Here is a 24,387-nt window from a genome sequence, read left to right on the forward strand (position 1 = left end):
GGAAAGGAATCGTCATGGTCGGAAACGACGAGAGTATCGCGCTGGTACTGAATCGGCTGCGCCGCGCACACGGGCAGCTCGCCGGGGTGATCTCGATGATCGAGAACGGGCGCGACTGCAAAGACGTCGTGACCCAGCTCGCCGCGGTCTCGCGCGCGTTGGACAAAGCGGGCTTCAAGATCGTCGCCAGCGGACTGCGCGAATGCCTGACCGGGGAGTCCGCGGACGGCAAGCAACCCATGAGCGAGGCCGAGCTCGAGAAGCTTTTCCTCGCCTTGGCCTGACAGATCCACGAGAAGGGAAACGCCCGTGCCGAAGCTCCCCCGCCATCAGGGCTGGACTGTAGAACGAGTTGTGCCGCTGATGGCCGGCGTGATCGTGCTGGCGAGCGTGGCCTCAGCTGCGGTCTTCTCGCCGTGGTGGCTGCTGCTCACCGGTTTCGTCGGCGCCAATCTCGTCTTCTACTCGATGGTCGGATGGTGCCCCGCCAGCCTGATCATGGAAAAAGTCGGCCTCGAACGCGCCAGCTGCCGAATTCAGCCGACCACCCGCTAGACCCCCGGAATCCACACCAACGAGAACGGAGACCCACCGATGAACCTGGCACTGTCCACCACACTGGAAACGTCGTTCGAGGATGCCGTCGCCCGAACCCGAGCGGCATTGCAGGAACAAGGATTCGGCGTACTCACCGAGATCGACATGAAGGCCACCATGAAGGCCAAGCTCGACGTGGACATGGAACGGTATCTGATCCTCGGCGCCTGCAATCCGCCGCTGGCGCATCGGGCCGTGGAGGTCGACCGACAGATCGGATTGCTTCTGCCCTGCAATGTGATCGTGCGCGACAGCGCGGCCGAGGAAGGCACGGTCCTGGTGGAGGCGATGAACCCCGAACTGCTGGTGCAGGTCACCGGCGAACCCGCCCTCGCGGCGATCGCCGACGACGCAGGCCGACGCCTGCAGGCCGCGATCGACGCACTCACCGCCGGCGGCTGAATTCCACGACACATCCATTCCCGCGATAGCACCTGAGCAGGAGACGCCGATGACGATCCTCGTCTCCGTGGTCCTCGGGGCCGTCATCGGGATTCTGCTCGGCCTGCTGGGCGGCGGCGGTTCGATTCTCGCCGTCCCAGGGCTCGTCTACGGACTCGGGATCCCGCTCGGGCAGGCGGTGCCGATGTCACTGCTCGTGGTCGGCGTTTCCGCACTGTTCGGCGCCATCCCCAAAATCCGGTCCGGCCGAGTGCAGTGGCGAGTCGCAGGCATGTTCGCCCTGACCGGACTACCGGCCGCGTTCGCAGGCAGTGCGATGAACCGAGCTCTTCCCGCACCACTGACACTGGCAGGATTCGCGGTGGTGATGATCGCCGCCGGAGCTCGAATGATGTCCGGCACGGGGGGAATCGGCACTGCCTGCCGCGTGGAGGGATCCACCATCGATTGGCGCCGCTGCACCTCCCGCGCCGTTCCGGTCGGCCTCGGCGTCGGATTCCTGACCGGACTCTTCGGCGTGGGCGGAGGATTCCTCATCGTCCCTGCCCTCGTCCTCCTGCTCGGCATCGAGATGTCCGTGGCGATCGGCACATCTCTCGTGATCGTCACCGCCAATTCGAGCTCCGGACTCCTGGCCTACCTCGGCGATCTCAGCCTCGATTGGCGCGTCACCGCAGTGTTCACCGCAACGGCCATCGGCGGATCACTCGTCGCGGGCCGCTACGGAAAGCACGTCGACACCACCCGGCTACAGAAGTGGTTCGCCTCTCTGATCTTCGCGGTGGCGGCCTTCGTCCTCATCGAAGTGATCTTCCTCCGGTAGCCGATCGGCCGCAGCTCACCGCGCTCAGACCGGATGGCTCGGCTGATGCTGCATCGAGGAGAACCGCGCGGCCGCGACCTCCTCCTGTGCCCGCAATTCCGACCCGGTGAGCACATAAGCGTCAGGTCCGGGAAAGGTCAGCGCCCGATGACCGTCATCGGTCCAGTGCACCAGATAGGGCGGAGACCCGTCTGCTGAGTGGACCTCCTCGATCAGCCCCCGCCGGACAGCGCAGCCGACGGTATGTCCCTCGATGACGAGCCAGTCGCCTGGTTTCGCATGCATGACGTGCCTCCTTGCTGGTTTCCTTGTCACCGCCATGATCGGATCCGCTCTCTCGCCGTGGCACTCGCCGTCGGTCCCGCTACGAACGGGTGATCGGACGTTTCTCACCCGGAGCCCGAGACGACGCGTGTCCCTCGTCTGCCACTCGGGTGAGCTGCTCTTATCCGCCCGATTCGACGGTGATATGACGTTCTTGTGCCTTCTCGGGCTCGGTCACCGGGATCGAGACGGTGAGGATGCCTTGGTCGTACTTGGCGGAGATGTCGTCTTCGGCCGCACCTGCGGGCAAGGCGATCGAGCGGGTGAACGAGCCGTACCCGAACTCGGTGCGTCCCTTGGTTTCCTTACGCTCGCTACGCTCGGCCGTGATGGTCAGCACGCCCTCCCGCACGGTGACGGCGATGTCGTTCGCCGGATCGATACCAGGGAGTTCTGCTCGCAGCAGGTATTTGTTGTCAGCGAGCTCCTCCTCGACCTTGATGAGTCGGCCTTCGAAGAGCGGGCGGAGGTTCTCGACCGGCGGGAACCCGGTCAGCCAGTCGTTCACCGCGGGAAACAAGCGGTGACGGTGGGCAGGCAGACTACTCATGTTCGGCTCCTCAGCTGTTGTTTCGGACTCCTCGATCCGATCAAGATCCGGGCGGTCGGGGCTAGGGTCCGGCGCCCCTGCCCGGATGGTCGTTTGTCACTGCGGGAGCGGGCATCCTCAGAGACCAGGGAATCCCTGTCGGCTCAGGTGACCGCGACCGACTCGTCCATCCGTCCACGTTCCCAGGGTTCGAGGGCCGTGCGACTCATGGGTTGGCGACCTGTGGCACTTTTCACCGCCACGTGCGCGGATCGAGACTGACTGTTGTCGGACTCAGGAGGAAACGGTGACTCTCGCTCACAACGTGGATCCTGTTCTCGCGTACGACCTCGAAGTGACGATCGACGCGGCAGGGATCGACTTGCTCGGACGGCTACGTGTGCCACCGCAGGCACTCGGAGTAGTCGTCATTGCCCACGGTAGCGGGAGTACACGAAGCGACCGACGCAACGTGGTCCTTGCCCAAGCCCTGGCAAGCCACCGACTCGCCTCGGTAGCCGTCGATCTGCTGTTGCCGACCGAACAACGCGACGTCGACAGAATTTTCGACGTCCGCCTTCTCGGCAGCAGATTGACCGCCGCTCGGCGTTGGCTCTGGACGACCGTGTGCCGCGACCTCCCTGTCGGCTACTTCGGCCTCGGCTCAGACGCGCCCGTGGCCCTGTGGGCTGCCTCCGAACCACACAGCAGAATCGAGGCTGTTGTCGTCCGGGGCGGGCGCCCTGACCTGGCAGGTGCTCGGCTGGCCCGAATCACCGCTCCGACTCTGTTTCTGATCGGCGGCGGAGATCGACAAGTGCTGGCGCACAACCGTTCCGCGGCCGCGAGCATGCGGTGCGAACACCGCGTCACCGACATGTCCACGCCCGGGCGCCGGGCGACCGGCAGCCAACTCGCCCAATGGGAGTCCTATTTGTCGGCGATATGGATCACCGAGCACCTGAGACCACCAGGCCCTGCCGAGCCGAAGACGCCGCGAACCAGCGGCAGAGGTGACTGATGTATTCCGATCTGGTGCCTTCGTCGTTCGAGACGACCGGGTGCGGTGGCAGCCGACGGCCGAAACGAATCGGCTGATCGTCGCCAGGGAGCACCGATCGTGTCACCGACGGTGTGGTGGTCATGGGCGCCGAGACGATACCCGCTCAGGAACCCATGCGTTTCGAAGATGATGTGGTCGAGCTCGGTGATCACCTCGGTCATCGCGTCGTCAACGCCCTCGGTGCCGTCGTTGCTGTGCTCCGCGATGGTCGAGACGGCGTCGCCGAGTCCGAGTCGTTCGAGCAGTGCGGCGACCGGAAGTCGCTGCGCGACGGCGCGATACTCAGCACCACGATGGCACCGAAACCACCACCAGGTCCCGATTGCGGCCGGTCGCGGCGTCGATGAGACCGATCGCGGCAACGGCGCCGACGACGACCATCATCCATCGTGTTGCGACGTCGGCGATCATCGTCGCGCTCCGGTGTCGTTTCTGTTCGTTCGCATCATGGTCTCCTCGATGAGCTCGTCGGCCGGCTATCGCTGGGCGGTCGAACGCAGGACCGCCAGCCGGTCGGCATATTCCTGCGCATCGATCTCGCCCCGTGCGAAGCGCTCCGCCAGCACGTGTTCGGCACCGGTAGCCGCCGGATGTGCGGTTCGATCGGTGTCGAGCCGGAACAGGTACCGGAGCGCGAGCACGAATCCCGCGAGCAACAGCCCCCAGAACAGGAGCATCCCGAAGCCCATCCAGGCATATCCCCAACCATTGACGTCGTGGTCGTACCAATTCATCGCGGTCTCCTTCGGAATGAAACGCTCACTGCGCGTTTGCGATCGTTACCGTCACTATGTCTCCCGACGGCCACCCGCGGGCAGGGCCGAGCGCCACCATTCGGGAGTACCAAAGGCACGTCGGCGGGTGACAAGAATCGGTCCGCCCTACCGTGACAGTGGTAGGGCGGACCGCGGACAGAACTAGGGCCGGCGCGCGAAGCGAGCCCCGACGATCAGCGCGGCGAGTGCGACGGCACCGACCACGGCGATCAGCCGGTTGACATCGACAGCGGGCTGCCAGCGCACCCGACCGTCGCGAATCACGAACGCGCCGACCGGTTTCGCACCTATCCCGAAGCCCGCTCCCGAACCCTGCTGACCTTCGGGGTCCGATCCGCCGCCGCCCGCGCCGCCGGAGACCGCGGCGACGCCGATGACGGTGGTGCCGTCGCGCTCCACCGGCTCCGCGTAGACCCGCTCGACGGTCAGCGCGTCTTTGGCGATCGAGAATGCGTCATCGATTTTCATTGTTTCCTCCGTTGGGGTGGTCGGCTGTGCCGATATCGAGAAAGTCGTCAAGGGGGCGGCGTGGGGTTCGGGGTGGCGGATCTGTCCGCGCGGTGCCGATGCGCACAAGAACTTGCGGGTACCGCAGGCCCACCAGATCGGCCACGGCGGCCCGGGCGGAGGGCAGTTCCACGACATGTGTGATGGTGCAGGTGGACAGACCGCGCACGGTGCATTCGAGCAGTACCGCCGACAACGCACGCCCGCAGTCGAGCAGGTCCTCCGCCGAATCTCCCGGCGTCGACAGCACCGCTACCATCGCCTCGTCATCGCCATCACCTGCGGGTTCTACAGTCCCGGAAGGGAATTCGCGGCCGACCGGCACCCGGGAGCGGTCGGTGGCCGCCGGCAGTGTGGCGGCGGGCACGCCGGCCCTGCCCGCATCCGGAGCTGCGGCCCACCAGCTCAGCTCCGCTTGGTACAGGGGGTCGTAGCGACGCAACCCGGCAGTTGTCGCGGAGATCCCGCGTAGCGCGTGCACGGCAGGCGGGTCGAGAAAGATGATGGTCGTGCCGGATCGGTGTCCGAGGAACTCCAGTATTTCTTGCGTCACCAGCCGATCTGTGGGCGGTGCCATCGGTGTCCGGTCGGTGTAGCGCCGTTCGATCGCCTGGGCGAGAAGCAGTTCCGGCTCGGAAGGCACGTGCGGGCGCACAGGTTCGAGTGAGGCGACGTGGGAGCGAACCGTGGGCTCCGGGAACGTGGTGACGCGAGGCTCCCACCCCGCGGCGTTCCACGCGACGTCGGCGTGGTTCAGCATCACCCCACAGCCGAGCATGCCTTCCCGATTGAACATGTCCGTCGCGGGCAGCAACCGGCCGGCGTCGACGTAGAGCGCCGCGGCGGTGCCGTCCCAGCGCCAGCGCCACGGCTGGCTGTTGTGCAGCGAAGGCGCGCGAGCGGCACGGTCGAAAACAGCGCGGACAGTCTCGACGTCGGGCCTGGGGTCACCGGTCATCGGAATCCTCCGCGTCTCGGATCAACAGGTCGGCGATCGGTCGACGGGGCGTTTCGGGCGGGAAATCAGCACTTGTCGGTGCCCAACCGACCCGGACGATGGCCTGCGGATAAGCGGTGCCGAACAGCAGATCTCGACGAATGAGTGCGCGTTGTCCCGCGATCTCGAGCGGTTCGGTGAGCACGCAGGTGGCCAGGCCGATTCCGGTTGCCGTCAACAGCATGCTGCTGAGCGCCTCGCCCGCCCGCAGCCTCGACCGCCGATCGTCGGCACCGGTGCCGAGCACCAGCAATTCGGCTTGATCGGGTTCGCTTGCCGGATCGGCGAATTCGGCCGCCGCGAAGGTCCTCGGCGGGAACTCGTCCGCCGGATGCGCGGGCGGTACGTTGCGGGCGGGGACGCCGTCGGCACTGCCGTGGCGCCCCGACCACATCGCGAGTTCGAACCGATACGACTCGTCATCGGCATGAATGCTGCCCGCGTGCGCGGCGGCGGCTTTCACCCGTTCGCGGTCGTCGATGCGTCGCACGATCGCGCCCAGTTCCATCGCCCGCTCGGCGAACAGACTCAGGTATCCCGGCGGAACCGGCCACGACGTGTAGTGGCGGCGGTCGGTCCTGCGTGCAGTGATCGACTTGCTCATCTCGATGTCGAGCGAGGTCGGTCGGCGCCGCAGCAGAGTCACCGCAGCCAGGTGGTCCGGGGCGGCGGGGTCGGGGATCCGGTGAACAACCGGCGCCCACCCCATCGCCGTGAGCGCCACGGACAGATGATGCAATGCCGCCCCGCAGCTGAGCACGATGTCGCGCTGATCAGGGTCGGTCGCGGGCAGCGCACGCCGCGGGTCGAGGTAGAGGTGGATGCTCTCATCGGCGATGCGCCAGCGCCAGGGCTGCACATTGTGCACGGACGGGGCGCGCCCGGCCAGCCTCAGCGCCGCCATCACGGTGTTGTCATCGGGCAGTCCGCGCTCCATGGTGTCCGTCCTTCGTCGATGGTCTGTCTTTCCACGGTCTCAGCAGCACCGGAGCGGGATAAGAGCACGATGACCCCGTTCGGAGGGACTTCAGGTCATCGGCGAGCCCTCCTGCAGCACTTCCGCTGCGTCGTGTCGTCGAGGCAGGATCGAACTGTGCATGGTGAACGAATTCGGGTGCTCGGGTCCAGTGACTGTCGGGCAGGGTGATGCGCCTCGAGAACCTGCCGAGATCGGCAGGCAGGACCGCCAACGGATACGGCGCGGTGGTGTTCGACATGGACGGCGTCGTCACCGACACCGCGACCGTGCACGCCGCGGCATGGAAGCGACTCTTCGACGAGGTCTTACCTCAGCTGACCGACCGCCCGATCCCCGCGTTCGATATCGAGGCCGACTATCGGCGGTTCGTCGACGGCCGTAGCAGAAGTGACGGAGTCCGATCCTTCCTGCGCTCCCGGGGTATGAGCGTCCCCGAGGGGTCGGCGCAGGATGCGCCGAGCAGTCTGACCGTGGCCGGACTCGCCGCGCGCAAGCAGGATCTGTTCGCCGCCGAGATCGCCGCATCGGGCGTGCGTGTCTTTCCGGACGCCGCCGCACTGCTGGCGCGCCTCCGCGCGGCCCGGGTGCCGACGGCGCTGGTCACCGCGAGTTCCAACTGTGCCGCCGTGCTCGACGCCGCAGGTCTGGCCGAGTCGTTCACCGTGCGCGTCGACGGCAACGACGCGCTACAGGAGGCACTGCCCGGTAAACCCGATCCCGCGATGTTTCTCGAGGCCGCGCGCAGGCTCCGGGTGGAGCCGATCGACGCGGTGGTGCTCGAAGACGCGACGGCCGGGGTACAGGCAGCCGTCGCGGGCAGGTTCGGTCTGGTCATCGGTGTCGATCGCACCGGCGCGGGCGCCGGACTCGCGAAGGTCGGCGCCGACGTCATCGTCACCGATCTGTCCGACCTGGCCCTCACCTCGTCGAACTCCGACCCGATCCCCGCGAGTTCGACACGCTGGTGCGGTGGAGCGGCACCAGCGAATTCCGGCGGCTGGAACCTCATCTATGACGACTTCGACCCGACTCAGGAGGGCACGCGAGAAGCGTTGTGCACCACCGGAAACGGATACTGGGCCAGCCGCGGCGCCACACCGGGAACTACGCCCGACGGGGTGCACTATCCCGGCACCTACCTGGCCGGGATCTACAACAGGCTGACCTCGACGGTGGGCGAGCGGGTTGTCGAGACCGAACACCTCGTCAACGCGCCGAATTGGGCGTACGTCACCGTCCGGCACTCCGACGGAACGGTCCTTCGACCAGGCCTACCGGAAATGGTCAGCCACCACCAGGACCTGAACCTTCGCGCGGGAGTCCTCACCTGCCTCGACCGGTACGAGGACAGCCAGGGCAGGCAGACGACGGTGACCACTCGACGGTTCCACTCCATGGCGGATCCACACGTCGCGGTGCTGGAACTGACGATTCAGGCCCACAACTGGGACGGCGAAGTGGTCGTCGAATCCGTGATCGAGGGCAGCGTGAGCAACCGCAACGTCGGCGCCGATCGAGCATTGGCCGCACACCATCTGGTTCCGGGAAATCATCGAAGGCTCGACGAGGAGACGGTCCTGTACGAAACAGCTACCACACAGTCGGGTCTCACGATCGCCACGGCCGCGCGGACCAGGGTCGGTGCGACGGTCCTCGAGCGCCGATTTCGCGGTGACAGTTCCCGCCCGGGATTCGTCGTCACCGCCCGGATCGGCCCGGCGAATCCGGTCACCGTCGAGAAGGTCGCCGCCGTGAGCACCTCCCGGGATCGCGGTATCTCCGCCGCCGGGCTCGCCGCCGCGGATCGGATCGCCCGCGTCGCGGATGTCGCCGAGCTCCGTGATGCCCATGTCGCGGCCTGGGCGCAGCTGTGGGATCGCTTCGCCATCGCCCTCGGCGACCACCACGACCGCAACCTCGCACTCAACCTTCACGTATTCCACGTCCTGCAGGCGGTGCACACCTCGGCGAGCGACCTCGACGTCGGTGTGCCTGCGAGAGGACTACACGGCGAGGGGTATCGGGGACACGTCTTCTGGGACGAGCTGTTCGTCTATCCGATGTTGACGTTGCGGCAGCCGGAGCTCACCCGAGCGCTACTGCGCTACCGCTACGCGCGGCTCGACCGCGCCCGCGACGCCGCGCGGGCAGCGGGTCTCGACGGTGCCCTCTTTCCGTGGCAGAGCGGCAGCGACGGCCGGGAAGAGGCACCGAGCGAGCTGTTCAACATCCGCAACGGGCAATGGATGCCGGACCACTCCTCCCGGCAACGCCATGTGGGTTTGGCCGTGGCCTACAGCATCTGGCAGTACTACCAGAGCACCGGCGACGAACGATTCCTCGTCGATGTCGGCGCCGAGATCGTGATCGAGGTAGCTCGGTCGTTCGCCTCGATGGCCGTCTACGACCCAGGCGCGGACCGGTTCGATATCGAGGGAGTCATGGGCCCGGACGAGTACCACGACGGAGATCCGCGATCGCCGGGGCGGGGGCTGCGCAACAACGCCTATACCAACGTCCTAGCCGCGTGGACGTTGGCGCGCGCCCGCGAGGTGGTCGGGCTCCTCGACGGCGGCGACTGCGCTCCCCTGTGGAATCGGCTGGGACTGCGGTCCGACGAACCGGCACACTGGGATCGGGTCAGTCGGCGACTGCGCGTGCCGTTCCATCGAGACGGGGTGATGAGCCAGTTCGAAGGATACGAGGAGCTCGACGAATTCGATTGGGACTCCTACCGTGCGCGCTACGGCAACATCGAACGACTCGATCTGATCCTGCAGACCGAAGGCGACACGACCAACCGCTACAAGGTGTCCAAGCAGGCCGACGTGCTGATGCTGTTCTACCTGTTCTCGGCAGAGGAACTGCGTCATGTGCTCGAACGGCTCGACTATCGCCTTCCTCCGGAATCCATCCCTCGTACCGTCGAGTACTACCTGGCCAGAACCAGCCACGGTTCGACGCTCAGCCGCCTCGCGCACGCCTGGGTGCTGGCTCGCACCGACCGGAAGGCATCGTGGTCGCTGTTCATCCGCGCCCTGGACGCCGATCTGGCCGACACCCAGGGCGGCACGACTCGCGAGGGCGTGCACATCGGCGCGATGGCCGGCACCGCCGACATGGTGCTGCGCTGCTATTGCGGCATCGAAACGCGCCAGGACATGCTGCGACTGCACCCGGTCCTTCCTGCCGAGCTACCCGCGGCGGAGTTCACCATCTCCTACCGTGGTCAGCCGCTGACGGTTACGGTCACCCACACGGGTGTGCGGTTGCGGCTGCACCCCAGCACCGCGGGGCCGATCCGGGTCGGCATCGAGGGCAGCGAGCGGGTACTCGAGGCGGGACAAACGTGGGAAGTCCCGCTCGGCGCGGCGCCGCACACCGCGGTCGGATAGGTGTCGGGGGCGTGCCTGTCGTTCCGGTGTCCGGTCGCTTTCAACGGGGGAAGCGCAGTGGTTCGGCCGATGTGTACGAGCGCGCCGAACCGGGTTGCGCGCGATCCGACACGCTCGGCGCACGGGGCCCGGACAGTCAGCGAGAATCGCCGAGGTCGGCTCGGCTCGATCGTGCCGATAGGTCGGCGATCTCGCGTTCGATGCCGTCGGCGATGCTGTCGATATCAGGTGTGGTGTCGAAGTCGCCGGTGATTCCGAAGATGAGGCAGTCGCGATAGCTGAGGACTGCGATAGTTGTGCGCAGGCGCATCGCGAGGGGGACACACGGCAGGATTTCGAGCACCTCACGCCCATGGAAAGTCAGTCGGCGGCGGGGGCCGACAACATTGGTCACCAATGCGGCGACACTGCGCTGCGGGAAATGCCCCGCCAGCCGGAAGGTCCACCCGACCAGGGCATGGGGCACCCACTCGGCCATCGCCAGCAGCGAGCTCTGCGCACCGGCCTCCCCCCTGGCACGATGTCGCGCTATGCGTTCGTGGACAGCGGCCAGCCGCTCGATGGGGTCGGCCAGCTCGATCGGCAGATACGGGATCATCGCAGACACCCGATTGTCGGTGATCTCCTCGGCGCCGGGAGCACGCACCGACACCGGAACCAGAACACGGACTTTGCCGGCCGTCGGCTCCTCGCCACGCCGTGACAGCACGGTGCGGTAGGCCGACGCGACAGCGGCCAGTACCACGTCGTTGACGGTCACGTCGAAACTCGTGCCGATCGCGTGGACATTTGTCAGCGACGCTCTGGCGATCGCATACCGGCGCTGTCGGCCGAGAGGACCGTTCAACGACGACGAGAGTGCCGGCGAGATCGCCGCGCCCACCACCGGAAGCAGACCGCGCGCCATGGTCAGGGCGAAGCGCGGCACCGCCCACGGGTCCCGCACGCCCCTGACCAGTCGATCGACAAGGCCGACGCCTGAACCGCGGGACGGGACAGTGCGTTTCGAGACACTGTCTTCGGGCGGATCACACAGTCGCTCGAACAAGCTCATCCCCGAGACACCGTCGACCATGCTGTGATGTGCCTTGACGATCAACGCCCAGCGGCCTCCGGATACTCGATCGACGACCACGCACTGCCACAGCGGATGGTCGCGGTCGAGCCTCTCCTCCAGCTCGGTCGCGACGAGCTCACGCAGCGTCGGCTCATCGCCCGCGCCGGGCAGCGCCGTCCAGCGAATATGGTGTGCCAACGCGAAGTCGGGGTCTTGCTCCCACACCGGCGCGGTCAAATCCAGCGGCGACCGGCGGACTCGCTGCCGAAGACGTTCATTGCGATCGACGCCCTCGGCGAGCATCGCGTCGAATGCCGAGCGGGTCGGTACCGGCCCAGCCATGATCGCCACGGCACCGATGCCGAGGCTGATATGGCGATCGGTGTCCTCCAGCTCCATGAACCCCATGTCCAGGGGACGTAGTTCTGTCATCAGTCGACCTCGAAGTGGACGGTCGTGACAGCTTGTCACCGGATGGGACTGTGGCGCTGCCACTGAATCGATCCTTGCGCGAAAGCTCGGTCACGGGAAGTGCAAATAGTCCATCACCGGCCGCCGAAATACCCTGATGTGAGAGCGGGATCAGATGTGGGTAGGGGTTCGATCATCGGCTTCGGATACCAGCGGTTGTCAGGGGCTTGCGGCCCTCGCGAGAGTGCCTTTGGTCTGAGCCCGAATTGCGGTGACCGCGGCCGATCACGGTGCTGACATGTGCCGGTCCCAGGCGATCGAGTGGAGCCGGGTCACCAGTGATTCCGTGAGAAAGATCAGACACAGCCCGGTGAACCCCACGCCGATCAGAATCACCATGGCGGCACCTATTCCGCTCATCACGGCTGCGGACGGTGCTCGCGGATCGGGAATCGGATTACCGGAGGCGTTGACCCACACGGGGATCCGGTCGCCTTCGGAGATCTTACGAACCACCGTCACCGTGGCAACCGACGAGCCGGAGGCGCCCGGCCAGCTCACCCGCGCGCGGTACAGGTGGGCGGGGGTGCGCTCGGGGCGTTGCAGGACCAGAGCAGTCACGACAGTGGCACCCGCTCGCTGTGCGCGGATATCAGCGGCGTCGTCGGTGTAGGTGATCGTTCCCACCGCGCCGGCCACCGGCACCGAAACCAACACCAGGACGGCGACGAGTATGCGCACCGCAGCCAGCAATCGGTCGGGCCAGCGCATGAGCGGATTGGCGTTCCAGGGTCGGCACCGCCACAGCCTGGCCGTCCGCGACACCATGCCGTCGATCTGGAATGTGGAAGTCGTCATCTGCTCGGCTCCGATCAGCATCCGGTATGGCCCGGGGAGACTGTGGCCCCGCACCGGGGCGAGTACGGGACTGATTGCCATGGCTTGATCGTCGCCCCCCGGCAAGCGCCGATTGCAGAGCCGAAAGTCCCGGGGCCGACCGCGAATGGTCACCACTGTGGCGACGGTGCCTTTGGTCCCCTTCTCACAGGCATCATTGCTCTGCTCCCCTGCCCCGGTCTCGAGCGACGCTGGCACCATGGCAACGAAACCGTCGTCGTCATCACCGGAATACGTCGACTCGCTGCGGCCTCCTCTGCCCAGGCCGTCACCGTCCAAGCCTGACCGACGCGTCGAAAGGACAACCATGAACGGGCTGCTCACTTGCGTACTCGGCGCCGAAGCACTCGTGCTCGTGGGCCTCGTCCGGGCATATGTGTCTCTGACAGCGCGCCCCTCGAGCGCGAGACGCTGACGTCATGCCCGTCTCGCCGCGTTCGGTGCCGATCGCCACTTTCACCGTCAATCCCACCGTCGACCTCTCGCTCGTCGTCGCGCACCTGCTACCGGAGGGAAAGTCCCGCGCGCAGGTGCACTCGATTCGTGGCGGCGGCGGCGGGATCAACGTGGCTCGCTGTGTTCGGAGACTCGGCGGCGCGGCCGTTGCCGTGCACACCTGCGGCCGCGAAACCGGCGCACGCCTGGAACGACTGCTCGATGACGAGGAGCTGGAGCACGAATCCATCGAGATCGCCGAAGACACCCGTGAGGCATTCGTGCTCGCGGACAACGCCGAGGGGCGCAGCTATCACATCGTGGCGCCCGGCCCGGTCCTTACCAGGACCGAGCAACAACGCTGTCTCGATACGATCGCCGAAATCGCCGGGCGCTGCGATTATTTCGTCCTCTCCGGGAGCGCGACTCCCGGCCTGAGTGAGGATTTCAGCGCCGCTGTCGCCCGCACCGTCGGCGCCCGCGGCGCGCGGCTCATCGCCGACATCGCCGGGGCACAACTGACGACGATGTTGCGCGAGCGGGTCTTCCTGCTCCGGCTCGACCGAACCGAGGCGGGCGCGCTGCTCGGACATCCCGTCACGACCTTCGCCGACGCGCGCGCCGTGAACACCTTGCTGCTCGAACGTGGCGCTTGCGAGCACGTCATCACCACGGTCGGTGCGCTCGGTGCGGTCTGTTCCGACAGTCGCGCCCACTACGAGCTGGCCGCGCCGAGGCTGCCGTCACCGGCGCGCAGCGACGCCTGCGCGGGTGACAGCCTGGTCGCCGCGGTCGCGTATCGGCTGAGCTGCGGAGACCGGATGCTGGACGCCTGCGCGGTCGGCGTTGCCGCGGCGGCGGCAACCGTCGTACTTCCCGGTACCGATGTCTTCGACCCCGCGACGCTCGAATCTTTGACCGCCGATATCGATATCGTGCGCATATCCGACGAGGGGAACAGGGAAGACCTTGGTCACCCCGAGAAGGGCTTTCAGACCCTCGGCTGAACAGGGGGACGGCGACAACAATCGAGTTGTGCCGCAAGGCATTTGTCGAACCGCCTCTCGCCCATATTCCGGAGGAAGTAATGTCCACATTGAGCGAACGCAAGTCGGATCGCGCAGTGCGCACGTCGCTGATCGGCACGTCCGGTTTCGTGGCGCTGTGGGCATTCGCCGGTGCCGTGGGTCTCGCCGGAGGCGGTGCCGATCTGGGTGCGGAGGTGACCGAGCACCTCCCGTTCGCCAGTCCGTTCTTCGCGGGCTGCATGCTCGCACTGATCGTCGGTCTCCCGATGTCGGCCACCGCCATTGCGACTCTGCGCGCCGACCTACATATGGTGCCGATCGCCTTCACCAGCGGTCTGCTGCTGATCGGCTGGGTCACGGTACAACCGCTTGTCATCGGCAGATTCCACTGGCTCCAGCCGCTATTCGGTGTGCTCGGACTCGCCGTGTGCGCCCTCGCCTACCGCCTTCGACACCGCCCGATCTGATTCGCCGACCACGAAAGGAACAACAATGAACTGGCCACTCGCCGCCGTATTGATCGCGATCATCTTCGCGCTGATGGTTGTCGCCTCGACTTACATCTCGACTCGCGGAAACCACTGACAGCATTCGACAGGAGCGGTTCATCCACGATCACGCCGACCGGTGATCCGGGCCGACCAGACCGCCCGCCAGCAGCAGGTCGTGCGCACGCCGCGCCGCGTCGGCGGCCCGCGTGTCATCGGCAGGGTCGGTGGGCAGCTGTGCCAGGCCCGCGCTGAGTGCCGCGACCGCGTCGGTCAGGGCCAGAACCCGGCGTTCCAGCCGCGCGACGAGGTCGCCCGGCACCGATTCTTCGGCGCCGTCGAGGTCCTCGACCGGGTGTACCCGGCCCGCGATATCCGAACTCGCCCCGTAATAGAGGCGATACAGCTCCTGCGGCATTGCCGCGAATGTACGGCTGAGCAGGCCCGGCGAGAACAGCTCCTCCAACGCGAAGGTCACCGCAGCAACGACCGCGGGCACTTCGGCGGGTGCAACACCGGCCTCCCTGGCGAACTGAGCGAGGAACTCACGCAAGCCGTGCCGTACCGGCACATGGCTCGGTACCCAGTTCTCGTAGTAGACGCCGCGAAGCAGTTCGGGCAGCTGGGCCGACAAGTGCGCCGAACTGTCGACCCCGATCCGATCGCGCACGGTGTGCAACCACGCACGTAGTGCGCGCAATGCGAAACGGCGGTCCTCGGTGTCGAGGCTCTCGGCGACAGCGTGCAACCACACATGGGCGGTGTGGACCGTCGGAGCCAGCGGGTCGTGGTGGGTCATGGTCATCTCCTGCTCGTCGAATCGAACGTGTGTCGATTCGACCAAGGATCCGATGGGCGCGACCAGGGACCACAGACCCCGCCGCGAGTGCCGTTGGTCGTCGCCGTGGCGGCGGCTCAGCCCACCCCCTAGTTGTGTCCTTTTGTCCTCTCGCAGGGCACTTCGGCCGTAGCCGCGTCCGGGTTCGCCTCGACAGACTGGGCCATGGCAGCCGCCGGACCAGCGAAAAGGAGGCCGCTATGGCGATAACGGTCGACCGGCCGGGACTGACCGACGCCGAAGCGACCCTGCGGCATCGGCGTGACGGACCCAACACCATGCCCGAGCCACCCAGGCCGAACCGCGTCGCGCAGTTCGCGGCGCAACTGACACATTTCTTCGCCGCGATGCTGTGGGTCGCCGCCGTCCTGGCACTCGTCGCGGGCATGCCGGTGCTCGCAGTGGCGATCGGCTGCGTCGTCGTGCTCAACGGTGTGTTCGCGTTCGTCCAGGAGTTCCGGGCCGACCGCGCCGCCGAGGGCCTGCGCGCGCTACTCCCGATGCAGGCTCGGGTGCGGCGCGACGGGCACGTCGTGACGGTGGAATCGCGCACCCTGGTGGTGGGTGACCTGCTGGTTCTGGAGCCGGGCGATCGAGTCTGCGCCGACGCGACGGTGCGCGCGTCGCGGCAGCTGGCCGCCGACGAATCGATGCTGACCGGCGAGGCCGAACCGATCGCCAGGATGATGAACGAACCGGTACTGGCCGGCACCTACATAGTCACCGGGCAGGGCGAGGCGGAGGTGCGTGCGATCGGATCGGCCACCCGCCTGGCCGCACTCGCCGCCGTCACCGAGCAGGCAACCCGGCCGCCGAGCCCGCTGACCCGTCAGCTGCATCGGGTGGTGCGGCTGGTCGCGCTCATCGCGGTACTCGTCGGGGTGGTGTCGTTCGGCGTCTTCGCCGCACTGGGGCGCGACCTCACCGAAAGCCTGCTGTTCGCCATCGGAGTCACCGTCGCTCTCGTCCCCGAAGGTCTGCTCCCGACGGTGACCTTGTCGCTCGCGCGCGCCGCACAGCGGATGGCGACCGAGCATGCGCTGGTCCGCAGGCTCGAAGCGGTCGAGACGCTCGGCGCGACCACCTTCATCTGCACGGACAAGACCGGCACGCTGACCCGCAACGAGATGCAGGTGGTCGAGGTCTGGACACCGTGCGGCTCGGTGACGGTGGACGGCGCGGGATACGAACCCGCCAGGAGACTGCACGGGACCGACGCCGCGCTCCGCGCCGCGCGCACGGCCGCGGATTCCGCCGCCCGCTGTTCGCCCGATGCCCACGCCCAGCGGCGGGACGGGAAGTGGACACCGATCGGCGACCCGATGGAAGTTGCGGTGCATGTATTCGCCGCGGGCATCGGCGCCGGCGAACCGCCGCCGCCCGACCAACGGACACCATTCGACTCCCACACTCGTCGCGCCTCGGTGATCGATGCCGATGGTGAGCACATCACGGGCGCACCGGAAGCGGTACTCGCGCTGTGCGACAACGACAACGACAGCGACGCCCTCGCCGCGCAGATCACCGGAATGACCGAGCGTGGTCTACGTGTCATCGCCGTTGCCCGAGCCGAGCAAGCTCGCCCGAAGGCGCGGCTGCTGGCAGTGATCGGGCTCGAGGACCCGCCGCGCGAGGACGTGGCCGAGGCGATCGCGGCCTGTCGCAGCGCTGGAATCGAGCTGGCGATGGTGACCGGTGACCATCCCGGCACCGCCGCCGCCATCGCCGAGCAGGTCGGGCTGTTCGGCCCGGACCGAGTCGTGGTGGTGGGCGAGGACCTGCCCACCGACGACACGCGGCTGGCAGATCTGCTCGAACGAGGCGGTGTGGTGATCGCACGAGTCTCGCCCGAGCAGAAGCTGCGGATAGCGGCGGCCCTGCAGCAGCGAGGCCACGTGGTCGCGATGACCGGCGACGGCGTGAACGACGGTCCTGCCCTGCGCACCGCCGACATCGGCATCGCCATGGGCGCATCCGGGACCGACGTCGCGCGCGAGGCAGCCGATCTGGTCTTGCTCGACGACCATTTCGGCACCATCGTCGCGGCGGTCCGGCTCGGGCGCGCGACCTTCGCCAATATTCGACGGTTCCTCACCTATCACCTCACCGACAATGTCGCCGAACTCGCGCCCTTTGCCCTGTGGGCGGCCAGCGGCGGCACCATTCCGCTCGGGTTCACCGTCCTGCAGGTGCTCGCCCTCGACATCGGCACCGACATGCTGCCCGCGCTGGCACTCGGTGCGGAACCGCCGAATAGACGCACGATGTCCGGGCGGGCGAAGATCGGCGCACTCATCGATCCACGGTTGTTACGCAGAGTGTTCGGCGTTCTCGGTCCCGCCGAAGCGGGCATCGGCATGATCGCGTTCCTGACCGTACTCGCGGTGGCGGGCTGGAGTCCTGGTGCCGAGGTGGATGTCGAAGTACTCGCCTCGGCATCGGGGGCGCTGTTCGTCGCCATCGTCTTCGGCCAGTTGGCGAACGCCTTCGCCTGTCGCAGCGAATCGCGGTGGGTCGGAGCGATCGGGTGGAAGGGCAACCCGCTGTTGCTCTACACAGTGGCGATCGAACTCGGCTTGCTGGCGGTGTTTCTCTGGGTGCCGCCGTTGCCGCGCCTGCTCGGCGGCACCGCTCCTACCGCGTTGGGCTGGCTGCTCGCGGCCTGCGCGATACCAGCGTTGCTGGTGGCCGACACCGCGCACAAGATGCTGCGCGCTCGTCGACACCGGCATCGGATCGGTCGGACCCCTTCGACGCACGCGGTGTGAAACCTCTCGCACGAGCGGCGCCGTCACCTCGTTGTGTCGGTAACCGCTACCTGATCGACGTCGTTGTCGTCCGCGTGGAGGTCGTGCTGTTGTCCCCGCCGACGGGGACCTGTCCGGCCCTGCCATTCGGTCCGGACCCGTCCGCACGGCCCGGCGGGCGAGGACCAATGCCAACCCCGTCAGGACCTTCGGCCGTATCGACCGATCCGGGAGCCGACGACGCTGGGAACCAACCGACGACCAGCCGGAAACGAGGGGATACGACATGGGTGAATTCGTCACCGAATTCAGTGGATTGCGCTTGGCCGACGCCGACCGAGCCGGTGGCAAGGGCGCCAATCTCGGCGAACTCGTCGCCGCGGGGCTCCCGGTCCCAGCGGGGTTCGTGATCCTCGCGGCCTCCTACGAGCACACACTGACCGACGGCCCCGCGGGCGCCGAACTGGACCGGCTGCACGGCCAGGCCCTGGCATCGACCGCCGACGCCGCGGCCGTCATCGCACTGTGCGACCGGATGGGAGCACTCGTCCGCGCCACCGAACTCTCCGACACAGTCCGCGCACCCGTCCTGGCGGCCTATCACGCGCTGGGTGACGAGGTGGCGGTCGCGGTCCGGTCCTCGGCGATCGGTGAGGACGGCGCAAGCGCCTCGTTCGCCGGAATGAACGTGACCCGTACCAACGTGCGCGGCGACGACGCGCTGCTACACGCGGTGATCGACTGCTGGGCCTCGCTGTTCACCCCGCGGGTACTCACCTATCGAGCACGGCGCGGGATGCACGGGCGACCGGTGATGGCGGTGGTGGTGCAGCGAATGGTCGCCGCCGAACGCTCCGGGGTCGCCTTCACCGCCGATCCGACGACAGGGCGACTGGATCGTGTGGTCGTCGAGGCGGCCAGGGGCCAGGGTGAGGTGGTGGTCTCCGGCGAGGTCGAGCCGGATACCTATCTGCTCGACGCCGATGGGCCGACTCTGCTCCACACCCGTCGCGGACACCAGCAATTCGCTGTGGTCGCCGGGCCCGACGGCGATCAGCGGATCGAGCTGTCAGACGCCGACGCACGAACCCCGGTGCTGACCGACGAGCAGGCCCGCGCTGTCGCCGCGTCGGCGCTCGCCATCGCCGCCCATCACCACGGTATCCCGCAAGACATCGAGTGGGCGTTCGATCACACCGATCTCTGGATCGTCCAGGCCCGGCCGATCACCACACCGACCGGCGCGACCGAGCCGCCGAGTACCCGCGGTTCCGCGCGCGAGGTGCTCATCAGAGGCGTGGGTGCGGCGCCCGGCTCGGCGTCAGGACACACGCGAGTGCTGGCGACACCGGACACGGGATCGCTGCTACGCGACGGTGAGGTGCTCGTCGCGCCGATGACCAACCCGGACTGGCTACCCACCCTGGCCAGGGCGGCCGCGGTGGTCACCGACAGTGGCGGCATGACCTGCCACGCCGCCATCGTGGCCCGAGAACTCGGGATCCCGTGCATCGTCGGCGCTCGAGACGCCACGACGACACTGACCGACGGCACGCTGGTGACCGTCGACGGCTCCACCGGTGAAGTCACCGCAGGCCGCCACGACGTCGCGGCGACCACCACCCCGAGACCGGCGCCCCCTGCCTCGGCACCCACCGCGACCAAGATCTACGTCAACCTCGCGACCCCCGAGCGCGCCGCGCTGATCGCCGCCGGCGACGTCGACGGTGTCGGCTTGCTCCGGGCGGAAACCCTGCTGACCGAAGCACTGGACGGGCGCCACCCCCGCGACCTCATCGCCCGCGGCGAGCAGCAGCTGTTCATCGATCGCATGAGCGAGTCGCTGTGCCGCATCGCTGAGCCCTTCGGCTCACGTCCCGTCGTCTACCGCACCACCGACTTCCGCAGCAACGAGTTCCGCGCTCTGCGTGGCGGCGAGCACTACGAACCCGTGGAGCACAATCCGATGATCGGCTACCGCGGCTGCTATCGCTACATTCGCGAACCCGATCTTTTCGCGGTGGAGCTGGCCGCGCTGGCCCATGCTCGGCAACGCCACCCCAACTTGCACGTGATGATCCCCTTCGTCCGTACCCGGTGGGAACTCGAGGCCTGCCTCGAACTCATCGACGCCAGCCCGCTCGGCCACCAGCGCGGACTGCACCGATGGGTGATGGCCGAAGTGCCTTCGGTGGTGCACTGGCTGCCCGAATACATCGGGCTCGGGATCGACGGCGTCTCCATCGGGAGCAACGATCTGACACAGCTGATGTTGGGCGTCGACCGTGACTCCGAGCAGTGCGCCGAGCTTTTCGACGAATCCGATCCCGCCGTGCTGGGAGCGATCTCACACATCATCGCCACCGCACGTCGGCTCGGCGTGACGTCCTCGCTGTGCGGCCAGGCGCCGTCGAATCATCCAGCCTTCGCCGAGAACCTCGTGCGGTGGGGCATCACCTCGATCTCGGTAACCCCCGACGCCATAGCCGACACCCGCCGGGTCGTCGCCGCCGCCGAACGGCGGGTCCTCCTCGACCACGCACTCGCCACGAACCCTTCCGACCATCGCTGAACTCCCGGGTTTCCTGAACACCCCTACGAAAGGTTCGATCATGTCCGATCTTCATGGCCGCAGCGTCGTCGTCACCGGCGGTGCGCGCGGTATCGGTGCCGCCGTCGCACGCACACTGACCAAGGCCGGAGCCGGCGTCGTCGTCGCGGATCTGCTCGAGCGCGACGGCGCGGCCACTGCCGACGCGCTCGGCTCGCAAGCGATCTTCCGCCACCTCGACGTCACCGACGAGGACGAGTGGCGCCGTGTGCTCGACGACGCCGAAGCGACATTCGGACCACTCGCGGTCCTGGTCAACAACGCGGGCATCCTCGACTTCGGCGGCGTCGAGACCGAATCGCCCAGCCAGTTCCGCCACGTTCTCGACGTCAATCTGGTCGGCTCCTGGCTCGGCATGCACCTGGCCGCGCCACGGCTGCGCGCCGCGGGTGACGGCGTCATCGTCAACGTCTCCTCGACGGCCGGACTGATCGGCTATTCCGGAATCTCCGGCTACGTCGCCAGCAAGTGGGGACTGCGCGGATTGACCAAGGCCGCGGCGATCGAACTCGGCGACGCGGGCATTCGTGTGTGCTCGGTCCATCCGGGGCCCATCCGCACCCCGATGACCGCGGGCATGGACCCGAGTATCGCCGCAGGACAACCGCTCCCCCGTTTCGGTGAGCCCGACGAGGTCGCCGCGATGGTCGGCTTCATCGTGACGGAGGCGACCTTCTCCACCGGCTCGGAGTTCGTGCTCGACGGCGGTGCCACGGCGGGCGCCTCGCTCGTCGCGGAGAACTGAGCACAGCCGTGATCATCCCGGTACCGGCGCGGGTACACGAGACACATTCCGGCGTCGTACTGCTCTGTGGTGATCGCGCGTACAAGGTGAAGAAGGCGCTGCGCACCGACTTCCTCGACTTCAGCACCGTAGCGTTGCGCGAAGACGCCTGTGCGCGTGAGCTGGAACTGAACCGGCGGCTGGCGCCGGATGTCTACCTCGGCGTCGCGCACCTCAGCGACGTCGGGGGTGGGCCCGCCGAGCCGGTCCTGGTCATGCGCCGGATGCCCGAGGACCGACGACTGTCGAACCTGCTCACCGCCGGGGACGAAGAACCCCCGGTCGATCTGCCCGCCCTGGTCAGCCTGCTGGTCCGGTTCCACGACCGTGCCCGACGCAGTTCCGAGATCGACCGTGAGGGCTCCGCCGACGCGCTGCGCGCTCGGTGGCGATCCTTGCTCAGCCCGTTGCGAGAAGCTTCGGGAGAACTCGTCGACCTCCCGATGGTCGAGCGCATCGATCACCGGGCAATGCGCTACCTCGACGGTCGAACATCATTGCTGGACAACAGGATCAACGATGGCCGCATCGTCGACGGCCACGGCGATCTGCTCGCCGAAGACATCTTCGACCTGCCGGACGGTTTTCGGGTGCTCGATTGCCTGGACTTCGATGACCGATTGCGTTATGTCGACCGGTGCGACGACATCTCGTTCCTGGCCATGGACTTCGACTTCCTCGGTCACGCCGAACTCGGCGATCGCTTGGTCGCTGACTATCTCCGCGCGGCGGGCGACCCCGCGCCCACTTCGTTGCGCGATCACTACATCGCCTACCGGGCGACGGTCCGGGCGAAGGTGGATCTGATCCGCCTCGGACAAGGCGAGCCCGCAGCAGGCCCGCGACTACGCAAACACCTGTCCATCGCCGCCCGACGACTGGAACGGGCGACAGTACGGCTCACCCTGATCGGCGGGCTGCCCGGAACGGGCAAGTCGACGGTCGCGGCGGAACTGTCGGAGGCCACCGGCGCGGTCGTCTTCGCCAGCGACCACGTTCGCAAGGAATTGGCTCGGGTCGGAGCGCTGAACGAGGAGGTCGGTCGCTTCGGCGCCGGCCGCTACTGCGCCGCCGGACGGGCCCGCGTCTACGACGAATTGCTCTGGCGGGCAAGGGTTCTACTCACGTCAGGGGTGTCGGTGATCCTTGACGCGAGCTGGATCGACCCCGACAATCGCCGACACGCCACTCAGATGGCCGACGCGGTATCGGCCGATCTCGTTTCCCTGCATTGCGTCTGTCCCACCGATCTGGCGCATCAGAGAATCGGACACCGACGCACGCACGAATCGGATGCGACCTCTGCCATCGCCGATGCCATGGCAGCGACTGCGGTGCCGTGGCCCGAAGCGGTCACCGTGGACACCACCGGGCCCCTCGCCGATTCCGTCGCGGTTGCCCTCGGCGCCTGGCACAGCGGCACCCACCACACTGCCGGGTTGGAACTCACGGCACCATGACGGTGGCAGAACACAACGACACCGCGTCATTCGACGAGTGGCGCGTCATGGCACGAGGACCGCTGCCCCATCGAACCGGCCCTGAGCCAGATCGGACAGTGCGCGGTCAGCGTGGTCGAGCGGGTACCGATGAGTCGACACGACCAGCCGGTGCTGCTGTGCGAGGGCGAGAAACTCGCGGGCCTGAGCTCGGGTATTGGATGTGACACTACGAATCTGGCGTTCCCGGAACAGGTGTCGCTGATAGTTCAGTGCGGGGATATCGCTGAGGTGGATGCCGGCGACGGCGAGTGTGCCGCCGCCGTCGAGCGCCTCGAGCGCGGGCGGCACCAATTCGCCGGCGGGCGCGAACAGGATCGCCGAATCCAAGGGTTCAGGTGGAGCGTCCGCGGCCTCTTGCACCGAGTCGGCACCGAGAGCGAGCGCCAGTTCCCGGGCCGCGACACCGCGGGTCATCACATGCACCCGCGCACCGCGCGCGATCGCGATCTGCGCGGTGATGTGGGCACTACCGCCGAAGCCGTAGATGCCCAGCACACCACCCTCCGGGACCTCGGCGCGCACGAGCGCGTGATAGCCGATGATGCCGGCGCACAGTAACGGCGCCAACTCCTCGTCGTCGTACCCTGTCGGCAACGGCAGCACGAATTCGACAGGTACGGTGGCGAATTCGGCATAGCCGCCGTCGGCGTCCCATCCGGTATAGCGCGAGCGCGGACAGAGATTCTCGGCGCCACGCCGGCAATAACGACAGTGACCACACGTGTGCCGCAGCCACGCGACACCGACGCGATCACCCACCGCGACATCGGTGCAGCCGTCCGGAACGGCAACCACCTCGGCGACCACTTCGTGCCCGGGCGTCACTCCTTGCCGGTGCACAGGCAGATCACCTTCCACGACGTGCAGGTCGGTGCGGCAGACCCCACAGGACAAGACCCGCACCAGCAACTCCCCAGGCTCGGGCACGGGAACCGGCTCGCGACCCATCCGAAGGGGCCCGGTCGCGACGGGACCGGGTCGTCGGACTCGCCAGACTCGCATCATGTGATCGCTCCGAAGGTCTGCTCGTCGATCGCTGCCGGTGTCCAGCCTCGCACGTGCCGAGCACAACCGACAGGCGTGGGCGGTCGATATCGAAACTGTGTCCGATCGGCCCTTCGGTCGGGGACCTACGCCAGCAGTCATCCGGCGCGGCGCTTCCTACCGTCGAAGTATCCGCACCGTACACGTCGATTG

Annotated in this window: 23 protein-coding genes; 13 read left to right on the forward strand and 10 right to left on the reverse strand. The window is 67.3% G+C overall.

The window, feature by feature from the left end; all coding sequences use genetic code 11:
* Window positions 1-14 precede the first annotated feature (14 nt).
* Genes ASD42_RS01175 through ASD42_RS01190 form a run of 4 tightly spaced genes read left to right on the forward strand, consistent with a single transcriptional unit; the run spans window position 15 to window position 1,822 of the window.
* Window positions 15-284: a metal-sensitive transcriptional regulator gene (locus tag ASD42_RS01175; RefSeq protein WP_056809283.1), complete on the forward strand. Its 270-nt coding sequence runs from the start codon at window positions 15-17 to the stop codon at window positions 282-284.
* A gap of 25 nt (window positions 285-309) precedes the next feature.
* Window positions 310-555, forward strand: a complete 246-nt coding sequence (locus tag ASD42_RS01180; protein WP_084465259.1) for a YgaP family membrane protein — start codon at window positions 310-312, stop codon at window positions 553-555.
* Between the two features lie 39 nt (window positions 556-594).
* Complete coding sequence (locus ASD42_RS01185; protein WP_056809285.1) at window positions 595-999, forward strand: DUF302 domain-containing protein; 405 nt, start codon at window positions 595-597, stop codon at window positions 997-999.
* Between the two features lie 49 nt (window positions 1,000-1,048).
* Window positions 1,049-1,822, forward strand: a complete 774-nt coding sequence (locus ASD42_RS01190) for a sulfite exporter TauE/SafE family protein (protein WP_056809287.1) — start codon at window positions 1,049-1,051, stop codon at window positions 1,820-1,822.
* Between the two features lie 24 nt (window positions 1,823-1,846).
* Here the strand turns inward: ASD42_RS01190 and ASD42_RS01195 are convergent, their stop codons facing one another.
* Both ASD42_RS01195 and ASD42_RS01200 read right to left on the reverse strand, forming a co-directional pair.
* Entirely contained in the window at window positions 1,847-2,107 is a 261-nt protein-coding gene (locus ASD42_RS01195) for a DUF1918 domain-containing protein (RefSeq protein WP_056815107.1), read from the reverse strand.
* 160 nt (window positions 2,108-2,267) lie between these two features.
* A complete protein-coding gene (locus tag ASD42_RS01200) occupies window positions 2,268-2,696 on the reverse strand; it encodes an Hsp20/alpha crystallin family protein (protein WP_056809288.1) in 429 nt (142 codons plus the stop codon).
* A 286-nt stretch (window positions 2,697-2,982) separates the two neighbouring features.
* Here ASD42_RS01200 and ASD42_RS34155 point away from each other — a divergent pair, with 286 nt between their 5' ends.
* A complete protein-coding gene (locus ASD42_RS34155) occupies window positions 2,983-3,696 on the forward strand; it encodes a dienelactone hydrolase family protein (RefSeq protein WP_156677356.1) in 714 nt (237 codons plus the stop codon).
* Window positions 3,697-3,851: 155 nt separating this feature from the next.
* On the forward strand, window positions 3,852-4,085 hold the full coding sequence (locus tag ASD42_RS34160; protein ID WP_156677357.1) for a hypothetical protein: 234 nt from the start codon (window positions 3,852-3,854) through the stop codon (window positions 4,083-4,085).
* 129 nt (window positions 4,086-4,214) lie between these two features.
* Here the strand turns inward: ASD42_RS34160 and ASD42_RS01210 are convergent, their stop codons facing one another.
* The 4 genes from ASD42_RS01210 to ASD42_RS01225 form a co-directional block, all read right to left on the reverse strand.
* Window positions 4,215-4,472, reverse strand: coding sequence for an SHOCT domain-containing protein (locus tag ASD42_RS01210; RefSeq protein ID WP_056809291.1), 258 nt, complete (start codon window positions 4,470-4,472; stop codon window positions 4,215-4,217).
* 183 nt (window positions 4,473-4,655) lie between these two features.
* Window positions 4,656-4,982, reverse strand: a complete 327-nt coding sequence (locus ASD42_RS01215) for a spore germination protein GerW family protein (protein ID WP_056809293.1) — start codon at window positions 4,980-4,982, stop codon at window positions 4,656-4,658.
* Entirely contained in the window at window positions 4,969-5,979 is a 1,011-nt protein-coding gene (locus tag ASD42_RS01220) for an Acg family FMN-binding oxidoreductase (protein ID WP_063893538.1), read from the reverse strand. Before ASD42_RS01220 ends, ASD42_RS01215 begins: the two co-directional genes overlap by 14 nt.
* Window positions 5,969-6,955, reverse strand: coding sequence for an Acg family FMN-binding oxidoreductase (locus ASD42_RS01225; RefSeq protein ID WP_056809294.1), 987 nt, complete (start codon window positions 6,953-6,955; stop codon window positions 5,969-5,971). Before ASD42_RS01225 ends, ASD42_RS01220 begins: the two co-directional genes overlap by 11 nt.
* Window positions 6,956-7,164: 209 nt before the next feature.
* On the opposite strand from ASD42_RS01225, the gene ASD42_RS01230 reads away from it, so the two are divergent.
* Window positions 7,165-10,392: a beta-phosphoglucomutase family hydrolase gene (locus ASD42_RS01230; RefSeq protein ID WP_056815113.1), complete on the forward strand. Its 3,228-nt coding sequence runs from the start codon at window positions 7,165-7,167 to the stop codon at window positions 10,390-10,392.
* Window positions 10,393-10,528: 136 nt separating this feature from the next.
* On the opposite strand, the gene ASD42_RS01235 is transcribed toward ASD42_RS01230, so the two are convergent.
* Together ASD42_RS01235 and ASD42_RS34165 are read right to left on the reverse strand one after the other, a co-directional pair.
* Window positions 10,529-11,881: a wax ester/triacylglycerol synthase family O-acyltransferase gene (locus ASD42_RS01235; protein WP_056809296.1), complete on the reverse strand. Its 1,353-nt coding sequence runs from the start codon at window positions 11,879-11,881 to the stop codon at window positions 10,529-10,531.
* Window positions 11,882-12,145: 264 nt separating this feature from the next.
* On the reverse strand, window positions 12,146-12,718 hold the full coding sequence (locus ASD42_RS34165) for an Rv1733c family protein (protein WP_156677358.1): 573 nt from the start codon (window positions 12,716-12,718) through the stop codon (window positions 12,146-12,148).
* Between the two features lie 458 nt (window positions 12,719-13,176).
* Between ASD42_RS34165 and ASD42_RS01245 the strand changes: the two genes are divergently transcribed.
* Together ASD42_RS01245 and ASD42_RS01250 are read left to right on the forward strand one after the other, a co-directional pair.
* The gene (locus ASD42_RS01245) at window positions 13,177-14,199 is read left to right on the forward strand and encodes a 1-phosphofructokinase family hexose kinase (protein ID WP_056809300.1); all 1,023 of its coding nucleotides are present in this window, start codon (window positions 13,177-13,179) and stop codon (window positions 14,197-14,199) included.
* 80 nt (window positions 14,200-14,279) lie between these two features.
* Complete coding sequence (locus tag ASD42_RS01250; RefSeq protein WP_056809302.1) at window positions 14,280-14,687, forward strand: hypothetical protein; 408 nt, start codon at window positions 14,280-14,282, stop codon at window positions 14,685-14,687.
* Between the two features lie 148 nt (window positions 14,688-14,835).
* Here the strand turns inward: ASD42_RS01250 and ASD42_RS01255 are convergent, their stop codons facing one another.
* The gene (locus tag ASD42_RS01255; protein WP_235569262.1) at window positions 14,836-15,507 is read right to left on the reverse strand and encodes a DUF2267 domain-containing protein; all 672 of its coding nucleotides are present in this window, start codon (window positions 15,505-15,507) and stop codon (window positions 14,836-14,838) included.
* A 239-nt stretch (window positions 15,508-15,746) separates the two neighbouring features.
* On the opposite strand from ASD42_RS01255, the gene ASD42_RS01260 reads away from it, so the two are divergent.
* The 4 genes from ASD42_RS01260 (at window position 15,747) to ASD42_RS01275 (ending at window position 23,148) form a co-directional block, all read left to right on the forward strand.
* On the forward strand, window positions 15,747-18,314 hold the full coding sequence (locus ASD42_RS01260; protein WP_056809304.1) for a cation-translocating P-type ATPase: 2,568 nt from the start codon (window positions 15,747-15,749) through the stop codon (window positions 18,312-18,314).
* A gap of 265 nt (window positions 18,315-18,579) precedes the next feature.
* Entirely contained in the window at window positions 18,580-20,865 is a 2,286-nt protein-coding gene (gene ppsA / locus ASD42_RS01265; RefSeq protein WP_056809306.1) for a phosphoenolpyruvate synthase, read from the forward strand.
* 40 nt (window positions 20,866-20,905) lie between these two features.
* Window positions 20,906-21,649, forward strand: coding sequence for an SDR family oxidoreductase (locus ASD42_RS01270; protein ID WP_056809308.1), 744 nt, complete (start codon window positions 20,906-20,908; stop codon window positions 21,647-21,649).
* An 8-nt stretch (window positions 21,650-21,657) separates the two neighbouring features.
* Window positions 21,658-23,148: a bifunctional aminoglycoside phosphotransferase/ATP-binding protein gene (locus tag ASD42_RS01275; protein WP_156677359.1), complete on the forward strand. Its 1,491-nt coding sequence runs from the start codon at window positions 21,658-21,660 to the stop codon at window positions 23,146-23,148.
* A 45-nt stretch (window positions 23,149-23,193) separates the two neighbouring features.
* Here the strand turns inward: ASD42_RS01275 and ASD42_RS01280 are convergent, their stop codons facing one another.
* Window positions 23,194-24,192: a zinc-binding alcohol dehydrogenase family protein gene (locus ASD42_RS01280; protein WP_056815119.1), complete on the reverse strand. Its 999-nt coding sequence runs from the start codon at window positions 24,190-24,192 to the stop codon at window positions 23,194-23,196.
* Between the last annotated feature and the right edge of the window lie 195 nt (window positions 24,193-24,387).

The organism is Nocardia sp. Root136, assembly GCF_001427185.1.
Taxonomy (GTDB): Bacteria; Actinomycetota; Actinomycetes; order Mycobacteriales; family Mycobacteriaceae; genus Nocardia; species Nocardia salmonicida.

Coding starts and splice junctions, on each gene's coding strand:
- ASD42_RS01185 (WP_056809285.1), top strand. CDS start 595: ATGAACCTGGCACTGTCCACCACACTGGAAACGTCGTTCGAGGATGCC.
- ASD42_RS01220 (WP_063893538.1), bottom strand. CDS start 5,979: ATGACCGGTGACCCCAGGCCCGACGTCGAGACTGTCCGCGCTGTTTTC.
- ASD42_RS01210 (WP_056809291.1), bottom strand. CDS start 4,472: ATGAATTGGTACGACCACGACGTCAATGGTTGGGGATATGCCTGGATG.
- ASD42_RS01215 (WP_056809293.1), bottom strand. CDS start 4,982: ATGAAAATCGATGACGCATTCTCGATCGCCAAAGACGCGCTGACCGTC.
- ASD42_RS01230 (WP_056815113.1), top strand. CDS start 7,165: ATGCGCCTCGAGAACCTGCCGAGATCGGCAGGCAGGACCGCCAACGGA.
- ASD42_RS01280 (WP_056815119.1), bottom strand. CDS start 24,192: ATGCGAGTCTGGCGAGTCCGACGACCCGGTCCCGTCGCGACCGGGCCC.
- ASD42_RS01255 (WP_235569262.1), bottom strand. CDS start 15,507: ATGACCCACCACGACCCGCTGGCTCCGACGGTCCACACCGCCCATGTG.
- ASD42_RS34160 (WP_156677357.1), top strand. CDS start 3,852: ATGCGTTTCGAAGATGATGTGGTCGAGCTCGGTGATCACCTCGGTCAT.
- ASD42_RS01235 (WP_056809296.1), bottom strand. CDS start 11,881: ATGACAGAACTACGTCCCCTGGACATGGGGTTCATGGAGCTGGAGGAC.
- ASD42_RS01195 (WP_056815107.1), bottom strand. CDS start 2,107: ATGCATGCGAAACCAGGCGACTGGCTCGTCATCGAGGGACATACCGTC.
- ASD42_RS01245 (WP_056809300.1), top strand. CDS start 13,177: ATGCCCGTCTCGCCGCGTTCGGTGCCGATCGCCACTTTCACCGTCAAT.
- ASD42_RS01260 (WP_056809304.1), top strand. CDS start 15,747: ATGGCGATAACGGTCGACCGGCCGGGACTGACCGACGCCGAAGCGACC.
- ppsA (WP_056809306.1), top strand. CDS start 18,580: ATGGGTGAATTCGTCACCGAATTCAGTGGATTGCGCTTGGCCGACGCC.
- ASD42_RS01190 (WP_056809287.1), top strand. CDS start 1,049: ATGACGATCCTCGTCTCCGTGGTCCTCGGGGCCGTCATCGGGATTCTG.
- ASD42_RS01175 (WP_056809283.1), top strand. CDS start 15: ATGGTCGGAAACGACGAGAGTATCGCGCTGGTACTGAATCGGCTGCGC.
- ASD42_RS01250 (WP_056809302.1), top strand. CDS start 14,280: ATGTCCACATTGAGCGAACGCAAGTCGGATCGCGCAGTGCGCACGTCG.
- ASD42_RS01225 (WP_056809294.1), bottom strand. CDS start 6,955: ATGGAGCGCGGACTGCCCGATGACAACACCGTGATGGCGGCGCTGAGG.
- ASD42_RS34165 (WP_156677358.1), bottom strand. CDS start 12,718: ATGACGACTTCCACATTCCAGATCGACGGCATGGTGTCGCGGACGGCC.
- ASD42_RS01270 (WP_056809308.1), top strand. CDS start 20,906: ATGTCCGATCTTCATGGCCGCAGCGTCGTCGTCACCGGCGGTGCGCGC.
- ASD42_RS01200 (WP_056809288.1), bottom strand. CDS start 2,696: ATGAGTAGTCTGCCTGCCCACCGTCACCGCTTGTTTCCCGCGGTGAAC.